Genomic DNA, 12,038 nt, shown 5'->3' on the forward strand with positions numbered 1-12,038 from the left:
TTTCTAAGGAACCGCGGCCGAACGCCACTTGAACTGCGCTCACGACGCGCCATATGATATTGATCGGGTTTCGGTCGGATGACCTTGCCGTTGCGCCGACCTCCGGGCGCGCGAAGCCCATCGCCTCCTCCAAACTGAGTCGACAAGGCGCCGCGCTGCGCGAACGCCCTATCGTTCCTTCGCGGAAAGGACAGCCATGAACACCGGCGTCGTAAAATGGTTCAATGCTCACAAGGGTTTCGGGTTCATACAGCCGGCAGCCGGCGGAGCCGACGTCTTCGTCCATATCACGGCTGTGGAACGCGCCGGCCTACGCGGTCTCGCGGAGGGGCAGAAGATTTCTTACGAGATCGTCGTCGATTCGCGCAGCGGGAAGTCTTCTGCCGATCGTATCGAGGTCGCATCTTGACGCGGCTTCGATCTCACGACCGGATGCCAATCCCTAGGCCCTTTAAAAATCCGATTTCCCCGTCGAGCCGAAAGGGCAGGATATGAGCGCGAATGTCAGCGAGTTGGCCCGCAATCTACGTCATCGCGTCAAGGCTGCCGTCAGGCCGTCGGCGACGCACAAGTTCGACGTCGGGGCGCATGTTCTCCACTGCATCGGAGCACGATCGGAAAGGGTGTCGTTTCAGGTGACGCGCCAATTGCCGGACGGCGGCGCGGGACTGCAATATCGAATCAAGGGAACACGGGACGGTCTCGAACGCGTGGTGACGGAGTCGTCTCTGGAGCGAGGCGGCTGAGCGTGTAGCATTCTTGTTCATAGCGGGAGCGTTTCTTGCCACCGCCGAAGAACGACGAAAGCGAGCGTGTCGGCATCGCAGCCGCGTCGAACAGAGGGGGATGGGACGAATGAGCGCATTCGATTACGGCATGGAAGCGGGATTGTTCTCCTACAAAGGCCAGAAATTTCGGCCGAACAGCCTCGGATACAAAAAATTCGCCCGGGCAGCGGACGCTATCCGCTTCGCAATGGAATCCGTCTCCTCCGATGGGCTGCGCAGTTGCTCTCTCGAGGTCGGAGACACCGTCTACGTCGGCGCCGAAATCCGCGATCTATATGAGAATGCCGATTATCCGCTTTTGCGACGCGCCAATTCCTCGAAATGAATTCGACGGCTTCAGCGGTTCCGAGACGCAAACAAGCGAGGTCCTCGGCCTCGACTGATCATTCCCGAGCAAGAAATGGCGGCATATCTCGACGAGCGGCGGGTTGCCTGCGCCGCAAGCGATCACTCGACGCATGTGTCTCATCAGGCATTATCGGGGCAGTCCCATTCTCTCCACCGGCCCCATTCGTTTGAAGGCCGCGAGCGTCTCGCCTGCTTGCTGCTGGCGTTCTTTTTCGCGCCGCGGGGCTGTGGTCGACCGTATACTGAAAATCGCAGGGCGGACTGATCGACGCGGCTGAGGAGCGGGCGCTGCCGCCGCGTGCTCGAAATCGAGAGAGCTTTTTCACGGGGCATTGAATCATGAAGGCTCCGTCACCTCTGGGGCGCGGAGCCTTTCGCTATTTTGTCAGCGAGAACCTAGGACTCATTGCCAGTACATCCGTGGTCAATGAGACGAGGCGACCACTTACGCGATCTGGAGATTTCCGGCCGAGCTCTTGCCCGACTTGTTGTCGCGAACGAGATCGAACTGGATCTTCTGCCCTTCGGCGAGGGTCTGCATCCCCGCGCGCTCGACCGCGGAGATATGCACGAACACATCGGCGCCGCCATTGTCGGGCTGAATGAAGCCGAAGCCCTTGGTGGCGTTGAACCATTTCACCGTTCCGATATTCATGACGATTTCCTTTCAATCGTGCCTTGGTTTCGCGCGCGCACCAGATGGAGCACGTTTGCGAGTCGAAATTGAAGGGAAGTCGTCAGATCCACCGAGGTGTATGCGAGAGAACTCAGCCATCCAATGTCAATGAACACCCTATGCATGCATTGTGTTCATTGCAAGGCTGGGATGGAGTCTCTCGTGCGCCGCTGCAGCCGAGCAGCCCGCGCGACGCGCGCTCGCGTTCGCGCGACGAGAGGCGGATGCGGCGGGTCTCTATTGCTCCGGAGCCGCCGAGCACGCGCATGCGATAACAGCTTTCGGCGATGCTCTGGCGCGGGGCCGATGAGGATGGCCAGAACCTCGCGCACGTCGCCGCGACGCTGGTGCGGCGATCCTCCGCTGGCTTGCGGGGGGAGGAGTGTCGGGACGCCTTTACTCAGCTCGCGAGGCTTCGAGCCAGCTCGTCGGTATGCGCCTGCGTGCGGCGGGCCATCTGGTCGATCTCGCGCGCCAGCGTCACGATCGCCTCGGCGCCGACGCCGGTCTGCGACATGGCGCTCGCCACCTGCGTCACATGCTGCGACATGGTCGCGGCGCTGTCGGCGGCCGAGCGCACGCCGCGGGCGATCTCCTTGGTGGCGGCGTCCTGCTCGTGAACGGCGGAGGTGATGATCGCCGAAATATGCTCGACCTCGGCGATCTTGGTCTTGATCTTGTCGATCGACGTCACCGACTGATTGGTCGCCGCCTGGATCTCGGCGATCTGGTCGGCGATCTCCTGCGTCGCTTTGCCGGTCTGGGTGGCGAGGCTCTTGACCTCCTGCGCGACCACGGCGAAGCCGCGGCCCGCCTCGCCCGCGCGGGCCGCCTCGATGGTGGCGTTGAGGGCGAGCAGATTGGTCTGCGCGGCGATGCGCGAGATGAGGTTCACGACGTCGCCGACGCGATTGGCGGCGGCGGAGAGGCGCAGCATCTCGGAGCTCGAGCCATTGGTCTCCTGCACCGCCTGCCGCACCACCGCGGTCGATTCGACCGCTTGCCGGCTGATCTCGCCGATCGCCTCCAGCAGCTGCTCGGAGGCGGTGGCGACCGAGGAGACGTCGGCGGCCGCCTGCAGCGAGGCGGTGCGGGCGAAATCGGTGTCCTCGCGGGCGCGGCGCTCCTGCACGATCATATCCTCCGATGTGGCGGCCATCTTCTTCGTCATGTCGCCCAGCTTGGCGGTCGTCGCCGACAGCTCGTGCGAATAATGCTCGACCTGATCGCGGATCGCCGCCTCGCGCCGCAGCCTATTCTCGCGGTCGTCGCGCGCCTTGATCTCGGCGGCCATCTCATTATTGGCGCGGACGGCGTCGCGCAGCACGATCAGAGCCTTGGCGATGGAGCCGATCTCGTCGGCGCGGTCGGCGCCCTTCACATCGATCGTGGTGTCGCCGGCGGCGAGATCGGCCATTTGCCGGGCGATCGTCTTGATCGGCGCCGAAACCGTGCGATGTATGGTCGGGATCGACACGCCGACCACCAGAAACGCCGAGGCCAGCGTGCCGATGGCGAGCTCGATCGCGAGCGAATCGGCCGCCCGGCTCGCGGTCGCGACCAGCACGCCCACCTGGGCGGCGTTGGCCGGATCGGCGGCGGCGTCCGCCAGATCGCGCACGCGAACCACCGACACGAAGCCGGTGGCTCCCATGAGCACCAGCAGGGCCAGGAAGAGGAACTGCCGAAAAACGAGGCCGGCGCCGATCGATGAATACCGCATTGGGGACACGTATCCTGTTTGTTCCCGCGTTCCGATTCGAGAACACGCTAGGCGGATCTTCCTTCAAGCCGAGTTAACGCCGGCTACGCCGGCCGGGCGCGGACGAGGCGGCGCTTTCGCCCGGTCGCGAAACGCGTTAACTGCTGTCCTTCCTGTCGGTCGGCTCCGCGCCGCCGACGATGAGGCGTTGAGACATGATCGACATAGCGGTCCAGATGGACCCCCTCGAGCGCATCAATTTCGCCGGCGATTCGACCTTCGCGCTGATGCTGGAGGCGCAGAGGCGCGGCCATGCGCTCTGGCATTACACGCCCGACGCGCTATCGCTGGTTGCCGGCCGGCTCACGGCGCCGGCGCGCGCGCTCACCGTCTTCGACGATCCCGCCCGCTATTATGAATTCGGCGAGCGGCGCGTCCTCGACCTCGCCGGCGTGGATGTGGTGCTGCTGCGCCAGGACCCGCCCTTCGATCTCGCCTATATCACGTCGACGCATCTGCTCGAGCAAATCCAGTCGCGGGTCCTCGTCGTCAACGACCCGGCCGCCGTGCGCAACGCGCCGGAGAAGCTGTTCGTGATGGAGTTCGCCGAGCTGATGCCGCCGACGCTGATCTCGCGCGACAGACAGGCGATCGAGGCCTTTCGCGCCGAGCAGGGCGAGATCGTCATGAAGCCGCTCTATGGTCATGGCGGCGCCAGCGTGTTCAAAGTGGCGGTGAGCGATCCTAATTTCGGCTCGCTGTTCGATCTGTTCCATACGATGTTTCGCGAGCCCTGGGTGTCGCAGCGCTTCCTGCCCGCGGTCGTCCTCGGCGACAAGCGCATATTGCTCGTCGACGGCGAGCCCCTGGGCGCGATCAACCGCATCCCTGCCGAGAACGACATTCGCTCCAATATGGTGCGCGGCGGCGCAGCGGCGGCGACGGCGCTCACCGAGCGCGAACGCGAGATTTGCGCGCGGCTCGGACCGCAGCTGAAGGCGCGCGGCCTCCTTTTCGTCGGCATAGACGTGATCGACGGCCATCTGACCGAGATCAACGTCACCTCGCCGACTGGCCTGCGCGCGCTCGCGCGGGTCGGCGGCCCCGATCTCGCCGCTCCGATCTTCGATGCGATCGAGGCGAAGCTCGCCTTCCTGCGCAAGTCCGGCTGATGCACGTGACGCGAGCGCTGGACGAGCAGCGCCACCAGGCCTCGCCGCCGTCGCATCCGCGGCCCCCTGCCGCCGCCGGGCTCCGCGCCTCTCTCGGCGGGGCGATCGACGCCCTCTGCGCCGAGGCCAAGCCCGGCGCGCCGCCGCGCGCCGCGGTGGTCGAGCGGCTGCGCGCCGCGCTCGCCGACGGCCATGCGGCCGCGCGCGCCTATCTCGACGCCGGCGGCAAGGGCATGGCCTGCGCTCGCTACCTTTCCGATCTCGAGGATGAGATCATCGGCGCGATCTATGATTATGTCGTGCGCTTCGTCTATGTCGCCGATAATCCGACCTTTGCCGAGAGGCTCACCATCGTCGCGGTCGGCGGATATGGGCGCGGCACGCTCGCGCCCGGCTCCGACATCGATCTCCTGTTCCTGCTGCCCTATAAGCAGACGCCCTGGGGGGAGAGCGTCGTCGAGGCGATCCTCTATATCTTGTGGGATCTGCGGCAGAAGGTCGGGCATTCGAGCCGCTCGGTCGCCGAATGCCTGCGTCAGGCGCGCGCCGACGTGACCATCCGCACGACGATTCTCGAGGCGCGTTTCATCCTCGGCAGCGCCGAGCTCTATCGCGAGCTGACGACGAGCTTCGAGCGCGAGATCATGCGCGGCGACACGCGCGCCTTCGTCGCCGCCAAGCTCGCCGAGCGCGACCAGCGCGTCTCGCGCGCCGGCTCCTCGCGCTATCTCGTCGAGCCGAACGTCAAGGAGGGCAAGGGCGGCCTACGCGATCTGCACACACTGTTCTGGATCGCCAAATATGTCTATCGCGTGCGCGAGCCCGAGGAACTCGTCGCCGCGGGACTGTTCAGCAGCGCGGAGCTGGCCCTGTTCCAGCGCTGCGAGGAGTTCCTGTGGCGCGTGCGCTGCATGCTGCATTTTCTCACCGGCCGGGCCGAGGAGCGTCTGTCCTTCGACATGCAGCCGACGCTGGCGGCGCGCTTCGGCTATCATGATCGCGCCGGTCTCTCGCGCACCGAGCGCTTCATGAAGCATTATTTCCTCGTCGCCAAAGATGTGGGCGATCTCACCGCCATTGTCTGCGCGGCGCTCGAGGAGCGTGAGGCCAAGCCTCGCGCCATGCTCGACCGCGTGCTCGGACGGCTGAAGCGCCGCGCGCAAAAGCTGCCGGCCGGCGATTTTTCGGTCGATCACGACCGCGTCCGCGTCGCCGACGAGCAGGTGTTCGAGCGCGATCCGGTCAATATTCTGCGGCTGTTCTCGATCGCCGATCGTCACGCGCTCGCCATCCATCCGGACGCGGTGCGCGCCGTGACGCGCGCCCTGCGCCGCATCGACGCGAATCTGCGCGCCGACAAGGAGGCGAACCGTCTCTTCCTCGACATTCTCACCTCGCATAATATGACCGAGATCGTGCTGAGGCGAATGAACGAGACCGGCGTGCTCGGCCGCTTCATTCCCGAATTCGGCCGCATCGTCGCGATGATGCAGTTCAACATGTATCATCACTATACGGTCGACGAGCATCTCTTGCGCGCGGTCGGCGCGCTGGCCGCGCTGGAGTCCGGCCGCGGCCCCGCGCAAGCGGCGCTCGCCGCCGATATTCTCCCGACCATCGCCAATCGCAAGGCGCTCTATCTCGGCCTGCTGCTGCACGATATCGCCAAGGGCCGCAAGGAAGATCATTCGCACGCCGGCGCGCGCATCGCTCATTCGCTGTGTCCGCGCCTCGGCTTCACCCCGGCCGAGACCGACACGGTCGCCTGGCTGGTGCAGCATCATCTGCTGATGTCCAGCATCGCGCAGAGCCGCGATCTCTCCGACCGGCGCACGATCGAGAATTTCGCCGCATCGGTGCAGACGATGGAGCGGCTCAAGATGCTGCTCGTCCTCACCATGTGCGACATCTATGCGGTCGGGCCCGGCGTGCTCGACGCCTGGAAGGCGCAGCTGCTCAATGTTCTCTATTGGGAGACCGAGGTGGTGCTCGGCGGCGGCCATTCGGCGGCCGATCGCAAGAGCCGCGTCGCTTTCGCCAAGGAGGAGCTGCGCGCCGCGCTCGGCGAGTGGGGCGCCGCCGAGTTCGACGCTTATGCGCAGCGGCATTATTCGGCCTATTGGCTGAAGGCCGATCTGCCGCGCAAGGTCCGCCATGCGCGCCTGTTGCGCGAGCTGAACAATGCGCAGGCGCCGCTCGCCACCACAGTCGATCTCGACACCAAGAGCGGCGCGGTGGAGCTGACCGTCGTCGCGCAGGACCATCGACGGCTGCTGTCGATCATCGCCGGCGCCTGCGCCGCGAGCGGCGCCAATATCGTCGACGCCCATATCTTCACCACGGCCGACGGGCTCGCGCTCGACACCATCTTCTTCTCGCGCGCCTTCCCGCTCGACGAGGACGAGACGCGCCGCGCGCGCCGCGTCGCCGATTACATCGAGAAGGCGCTGCGCGGCGAGATCGCCATCTCCGAGGCCGTGGCCGCGCGCAGCGCCAAGGACCGCTCCCTCGCCTTCGACATCGCGCCCGACATCGTCATCGACAACAGCTTCTCCAATGTCGCGACCGTCATCGAGGTGTCGGGCCTCGACCGCGTCGGCCTGCTGTTCGATCTGACCAACGCCATCTCCAACCTCAACCTCAACATCGGCTCGGCCCATATCGTCACCTTCGGCGAGCGGGCTGTCGATTCTTTCTATGTCACCGATCTCACGGGCGGAAAGATCCTCTCCGCCTCGCGCCAGGCGACGATCAAGCGGCAATTGCTCGAGGTCTTCGCTCCGGCGCGGGAGAAGCGCGCGCGGGCGCGCGAGGCCGGCGGGACGCCGGCTCAGCCGTAGAGCTTTCGATCAGGCGTTGCCGCGGCGGCCGGCCTCGAACAGGAACCAGATGCGCCGCTCAGTCTCGTCGATCCAGGTCTCCAACAGCGAGGCGCTCGCTATGTCGCCCTGCTCGTCGCAGATCGAATGGGCTTCGCGCATGCGCAGCGCCAGAGCGCCATTATCGTCGCGCAATTCGGCGAGCATGTCCTGCGGATCGACATAATCCGCGTCATTGTCCGGAATGCGCTGCAATCTGGCGATGTGGCCGATCGAGCGCAGCGTCGCGCCGCCGACCTTGCGCACGCGCTCGGCGACGTCGTCGGTCATGGCGAAAATCTGCTGTCCCTGCTCGTCGAGCAGCAGATGATAGTCGCGGAAATGCGGCCCGGACATGTGCCAGTGGAAATTCTTGGTCTTGAGATAGAGCGCGAAAATATCGGCCAGCACGGCGTTGAGCGCGCCGGACACGTCGCGCGTCGCGTCGGCGGAGAGGGCGGTGGGCGTGTCGAGCGCGGCCTTCTGACGGGCGCGAACGTCACGATTGCCGGTGTGAGCTTCTCTATGAGCTGCCATGGGATGGTCTCCGGATGGGATCATCCGGACCAAATATGCCGCTCGCCGCGCCTTCCCATTGCGAGCAGGGGAGTTTTTTTGCCTATCGCAGCGACGCGCCCTGGAGCTGCGGGGCCGGCTCGGCGGCGGGCGGCGGCGGCAGGGTCTGGGGCTCGGCCGTTTCGCGCCGGCGCGGCGCCGGCAGGCGATGGACCGTCGCGCTCGCGCCGACGTCCTCCTCCGCCTCCATCTTCGCGAGATCGCGGCGAACCATCAGCACGAACAAAGTGAAGGCGACGGCCGACAGGCCGCCCACCGACACGTCGATCCAGGCGAACCGCAGGATCCGCGCCTCGATCAGGCCGGGGCCGGCCCAATGCGCGATCAGCGCCCACACCGCCACCAGAATCCGGAACTCCGTCGCTCCCATTCCGCCGTAGGACAGGCGATGCACCCCCTCCGTCGCCACGCGGAGATAGGTGTAGGAGCTCATCAGCAGATAGAGCGACAGCACGAACAGCGCCGACGGCATGGTGAAAAAAGGCGACGCCCCGAGCCCCACCACGATCAGGCTCATCGCGATCAGATCGCTCGAATGATCCAGAAGGAAGCCGTAGCGAGGCCGCTCGATCGACCGGTGCCGCGCCAGCGACCCGTCCAGCGAATCGCCGAACCAGTTCGTCGCCAGCCCCGCCACCACCAGCGCCAGGAACCACGCCGACCAATGGCACAGCAGAAACCCCGCCCCCGTCGCCGCCGCTCCCAGCAGCCCGACCGCCGTCAGCTGGTCCGGCAGCACCCAGGTCGGAAGGCGCTGAACGATTGCGCCCAAGAGCCGTCGCTCGCAAGTCGCCAGCACGCTCGTGTTCAATCGATCCGCCAAGAAGCCCCCTCGACAATTGTGAAGCGCTCGGCGCCTCGCGACGCGGCTTCGCCCCATTTCCGACGCCAGGCGTTCCATGCGCCTCATACGGCGCCGAACTCGGATGAACCGAACCCGAACTTCTACACACCGCAGCCGATCCGAACGCCGTCGCGCCTCGGTCCTGCGAGTCCCTCGAATCGCATGTCCGTCTGTGGCGCCGCAGCATTCGGCCAGCTTCAGCTTGCCTGCGACGCTCCGCCCCGTCAACCGATTATCGGCGCCCCTGCGGCGGTTTTCGGCCTTATTTGATCCGCGACTCCGTGCGAATCCCCTGGACCGCCGGCTGCGTCAGCATCGACACCAATTTCAGCACCTTGCCCGCCTCCGTCAGACCGGCGTTCGAAACGAACAGAATGTCCTTGTCACGCATCGCGAAGCGGCGCGCCGCGAACAGCGCCTTCGGGTCCCGCATGTCCAGATGATAGACCACAGGAACTTGCGCCCGCGCCGCCAGCTCGGGCGGCGTCGCCGGATATTGCGACACGATCCCGCTCGGCTCGTAGCGCAGCACGAAAAGGCCCGACGGATCGGCCTGCTGATCCTCGATCCCGCCGGCCTTGCCGATCGCCTCCTCCAGCGTCAGGCTGCGCGCGCCGAACTCCAGCACCGAGTTCGACCCCAACGCCCCCGCCACGGTGAAGGTCTGCGGCGTGTGCTCCACCGTCACCATGTCGCCAGGTCGTACATAAATATCTTCGCGCGGGGTCGCCAAGAGAGCGCCGAGCGGCACGCGTGCGGTGCGGTCGCCACGCGTCAGGCTGACGAAGGTCTCATGCACAGGCGTCTTGAACCCGCCGGCCGAGGCGATCACATCCATCACCCGGTCGCCGCGCAGCGTCAGCGGCACGCGCGCGCCCTGCGACACCTCGCCGGTCACCGTCACCATGTTCGACACATTGTGCGTCACCGTCACCAGCGCCTGCGGCTCGATCGCCTTGCCGCGCAGCCGCTCGACGATGAGCGCCTCGACCTCTTGCTGGCTGCGGCCGGCGACCTGGATGCGCCCGGCGTAGGGCACGGTGACCGAGCCGTCCCGCGCGACCGTCTGCTCGGGGATTGTCGCCGAGCGCGAGCCGGGGCTCGTGTGGTCGCCGCCGCCGGAGGAGAACAGACCGCCGGCCGTCGCCTCCCAGACCGTGATCTGCAACGCGTCGCCGACGCCGATCGGCTGCGAGGCCAACGCGCGATAATCTCCGAAAGACCCGCGCAGCGACGGTTCCCGCCGCCGCGCCAACACCTCGAGCGAAAAATCGTCGATCTCGACCCCGACGAAGGCCGGCGTGGCCGAAGCCGTCGCCTCGACTATCGAATCACCCGACGGCCCACTGCCCGGAAGAAAAGAGCAGCCCGCCAGCAACGCTACCCCCGACAAAGCCGCAAACCGCAGAAAAAGCTTCGAGTCCACTGGCGCCTCGACATAGCGCGGCGACGCGGCTCCCACGGAGAGCGGGCCGCGGCCGTGCGAGCGACGAGGTCGGAAGGGCCCCCACGGGCCGAGCCGGCAGCGTCGCGCCGAGGAGTTATGCCGCAAATTTGACCGCCATGCTACAGGCAGAGCCGACACATGGACGTCAGCCCTTGCCGCGCGGCTGCTCCGCGGCTGCCGCGGAGGCGGCGAGCGACATGCGCACCAGCTCGGAGAGGCTGCCGGCGTTCATCTTCAACATCACATTGGCGCGATGCACCTCGACCGTGCGCACGCTGATGCCGAGCTCGCGGCCGATGCTCTTGTTCGGCATGCCGTCGAGCAGGCGCGCCAGCACCTCGCTCTCGCGCGCCGTCAGCGTCTGCATGCGCGCCTGGATGGTCTGTGTCTCGGCGGCGCGGAACTGCTCCTCGCGCTCGAAGGCGAGCGCGAGCCGCACGCAGGCGATCAGCGCCTCATTGTCGAAGGGCTTCTCGAGAAAGTCGAATGCGCCCTGCTTCATCGCCTGCACCGCCAGATCGACGTCGGCGTAAGCGGTGATGACGACGACCGGCAGCGACAATTGCCGAGTCTTCATCTCCTCGAGCAGCTCGATGCCGGTCATCTCCGGCATGCGCGCGTCGGTGACGACGCAACCGGGCGAGCCGGGCTGGACATGGGTGAGAAAGACGCTGGCGCTCTCATGCGCCTCGACGCGCAGACCTTCGGTGGACAGCAGCAGCGCCAGCGAGTCCCTGACGGCGTCGTCGTCGTCGATGATGTGGACGGTGGCGTGCTCATTGGTCGTTCCGGGCGCGGGAGCGAATGTCGGGCGAGCGGCGGCGACATCGGCGAGCGCGCTCGCTTGCTGCGATATGTGAGCCATGGAGCTTTTGATCTCTTCAGCAGAATGACGAGGCGCGATGCGCGCCGGCGATCAGCTCGCGCCGCTGGCGTGGCGGCGTCACATGTCGAGCCGCGGCGCGCGGCGGGGGAGGGCGCGACGGCGGCGCGGCCGCGCGATTTGCGCGCGCATGGCTTCGTGTCGAGATGATCATCGCAACATGCCCCAATTATTCGACAACACGGAAGAACATGCGCGCCGGCAGCGCACCATGTCGTAGCGCTCGCGGCGAAACCCGCGCTATAGGCATTATTCTGAGCGCGGCGACGATTGACAAACTGGGGAATACACGTAGCCCGCAAGCGATACGCGAAAGCCGGTGATGAAGTGTTCAATGTTTATTCGTCGGCATGCCCCGTCGATGCTCGCTGTGGTCATGCTCGCCGGCGCGACAAGCGGCGCATTCGCGCAGCATCGGCAGGACGAACGCGACGAATGGTTGCGCCGCGTCGATGCTGCGCGCCAGGATCATGACGCCTTCGCGGCGCGGGCCGCCGCCGCCTTTCGCGACGCGGTGGAGGCGCGGCGAAACGCGTCGAGCGCGCAGACTTTGCGTCTCGACGATCCGACATTGCGGCCGGGCGACATTATCGTCACGCCGACCAGCCTGCTGCTGTTCAAGGGCGCGCAGAGCGCTGTCTGTGAAGATGATTTCGAGCGCGTCGACGATCTGCGAGCGCGCGCTCTGCCGCATGGGCGTGCGCTGCGCGCCATTCTGCGCGCCCGCGTCCGTCGCTGACGCGA

The 12,038-nt window shown here is 66.1% G+C and carries 12 protein-coding genes; 6 read left to right on the top strand and 6 right to left on the bottom strand.

The features are described 5' to 3' along the window. The first annotated feature begins 196 nt into the window (after positions 1-196). The 3 genes from CQW49_RS19425 (at position 197) to CQW49_RS19435 (ending at position 1,113) form a co-directional block, all read left to right on the top strand. Positions 197-409 carry a cold-shock protein gene (locus CQW49_RS19425; protein ID WP_003612521.1) on the top strand — a complete coding sequence of 71 codons (213 nt, stop codon included), beginning with the start codon at positions 197-199 and terminating at the stop codon, positions 407-409. An 82-nt stretch (positions 410-491) separates the two neighbouring features. Then, on the top strand, positions 492-746 hold the full coding sequence (locus CQW49_RS19430; protein ID WP_003612518.1) for a hypothetical protein: 255 nt from the start codon (positions 492-494) through the stop codon (positions 744-746). Between the two features lie 109 nt (positions 747-855). Continuing rightward, positions 856-1,113: a hypothetical protein gene (locus CQW49_RS19435; protein ID WP_003612516.1), complete on the top strand. Its 258-nt coding sequence runs from the start codon at positions 856-858 to the stop codon at positions 1,111-1,113. A gap of 468 nt (positions 1,114-1,581) precedes the next feature. On the opposite strand, the gene CQW49_RS19440 is transcribed toward CQW49_RS19435, so the two are convergent. Both CQW49_RS19440 and CQW49_RS19445 read right to left on the bottom strand, forming a co-directional pair. Further along, a complete protein-coding gene (locus CQW49_RS19440) occupies positions 1,582-1,791 on the bottom strand; it encodes a cold-shock protein (protein ID WP_003612514.1) in 210 nt (69 codons plus the stop codon). Positions 1,792-2,212: 421 nt separating this feature from the next. Next, positions 2,213-3,535, bottom strand: a complete 1,323-nt coding sequence (locus CQW49_RS19445; protein ID WP_003612512.1) for a methyl-accepting chemotaxis protein — start codon at positions 3,533-3,535, stop codon at positions 2,213-2,215. Positions 3,536-3,729: 194 nt separating this feature from the next. Here CQW49_RS19445 and gshB point away from each other — a divergent pair, with 194 nt between their 5' ends. Continuing rightward, positions 3,730-4,686: a glutathione synthase gene (gshB, locus tag CQW49_RS19450; protein ID WP_003612510.1), complete on the top strand. Its 957-nt coding sequence runs from the start codon at positions 3,730-3,732 to the stop codon at positions 4,684-4,686. Beyond that, complete coding sequence (locus CQW49_RS19455; RefSeq protein ID WP_024749478.1) at positions 4,686-7,526, top strand: [protein-PII] uridylyltransferase; 2,841 nt, start codon at positions 4,686-4,688, stop codon at positions 7,524-7,526. The genes gshB and CQW49_RS19455 overlap by 1 nt, the downstream gene beginning before the upstream one ends. Positions 7,527-7,535: 9 nt before the next feature. Here the strand turns inward: CQW49_RS19455 and CQW49_RS19460 are convergent, their stop codons facing one another. The 4 genes from CQW49_RS19460 to fixJ form a co-directional block, all read right to left on the bottom strand. Further along, positions 7,536-8,081 (bottom strand): Dps family protein, encoded by a 546-nt coding sequence (locus CQW49_RS19460; RefSeq protein ID WP_003616032.1) that lies wholly within the window; start codon positions 8,079-8,081, stop codon positions 7,536-7,538. An 82-nt stretch (positions 8,082-8,163) separates the two neighbouring features. Beyond that, positions 8,164-8,892: a CDP-alcohol phosphatidyltransferase family protein gene (locus CQW49_RS19465; RefSeq protein ID WP_244441268.1), complete on the bottom strand. Its 729-nt coding sequence runs from the start codon at positions 8,890-8,892 to the stop codon at positions 8,164-8,166. A gap of 334 nt (positions 8,893-9,226) precedes the next feature. Further along, positions 9,227-10,390 (bottom strand): polysaccharide biosynthesis/export family protein, encoded by a 1,164-nt coding sequence (locus CQW49_RS19470; protein ID WP_003615022.1) that lies wholly within the window; start codon positions 10,388-10,390, stop codon positions 9,227-9,229. A 166-nt stretch (positions 10,391-10,556) separates the two neighbouring features. Beyond that, complete coding sequence (gene fixJ / locus CQW49_RS19475) at positions 10,557-11,276, bottom strand: response regulator FixJ (protein ID WP_003615020.1); 720 nt, start codon at positions 11,274-11,276, stop codon at positions 10,557-10,559. A gap of 352 nt (positions 11,277-11,628) precedes the next feature. On the opposite strand from fixJ, the gene CQW49_RS19480 reads away from it, so the two are divergent. Then, the gene (locus CQW49_RS19480; protein WP_155931233.1) at positions 11,629-12,033 is read left to right on the top strand and encodes a hypothetical protein; all 405 of its coding nucleotides are present in this window, start codon (positions 11,629-11,631) and stop codon (positions 12,031-12,033) included. Positions 12,034-12,038: the final 5 nt, after the last annotated feature.

It is taken from the genome of Methylosinus trichosporium OB3b, from assembly GCF_002752655.1.
GTDB lineage: Bacteria > Pseudomonadota > Alphaproteobacteria > Rhizobiales > Beijerinckiaceae > Methylosinus > Methylosinus trichosporium.

Excerpts from the sequence above, each read along its gene's own strand:
- CQW49_RS19455 (WP_024749478.1), top strand. The coding sequence starts at position 4,686 with ATGCACGTGACGCGAGCGCTGGACGAGCAGCGCCACCAGGCCTCGCCG.
- gshB (WP_003612510.1), top strand. The coding sequence starts at position 3,730 with ATGATCGACATAGCGGTCCAGATGGACCCCCTCGAGCGCATCAATTTC.
- CQW49_RS19445 (WP_003612512.1), bottom strand. The coding sequence starts at position 3,535 with ATGCGGTATTCATCGATCGGCGCCGGCCTCGTTTTTCGGCAGTTCCTC.
- CQW49_RS19435 (WP_003612516.1), top strand. The coding sequence starts at position 856 with ATGAGCGCATTCGATTACGGCATGGAAGCGGGATTGTTCTCCTACAAA.
- fixJ (WP_003615020.1), bottom strand. The coding sequence starts at position 11,276 with ATGGCTCACATATCGCAGCAAGCGAGCGCGCTCGCCGATGTCGCCGCC.
- CQW49_RS19440 (WP_003612514.1), bottom strand. The coding sequence starts at position 1,791 with ATGAATATCGGAACGGTGAAATGGTTCAACGCCACCAAGGGCTTCGGC.
- CQW49_RS19480 (WP_155931233.1), top strand. The coding sequence starts at position 11,629 with ATGTTTATTCGTCGGCATGCCCCGTCGATGCTCGCTGTGGTCATGCTC.
- CQW49_RS19460 (WP_003616032.1), bottom strand. The coding sequence starts at position 8,081 with ATGGCAGCTCATAGAGAAGCTCACACCGGCAATCGTGACGTTCGCGCC.
- CQW49_RS19425 (WP_003612521.1), top strand. The coding sequence starts at position 197 with ATGAACACCGGCGTCGTAAAATGGTTCAATGCTCACAAGGGTTTCGGG.
- CQW49_RS19430 (WP_003612518.1), top strand. The coding sequence starts at position 492 with ATGAGCGCGAATGTCAGCGAGTTGGCCCGCAATCTACGTCATCGCGTC.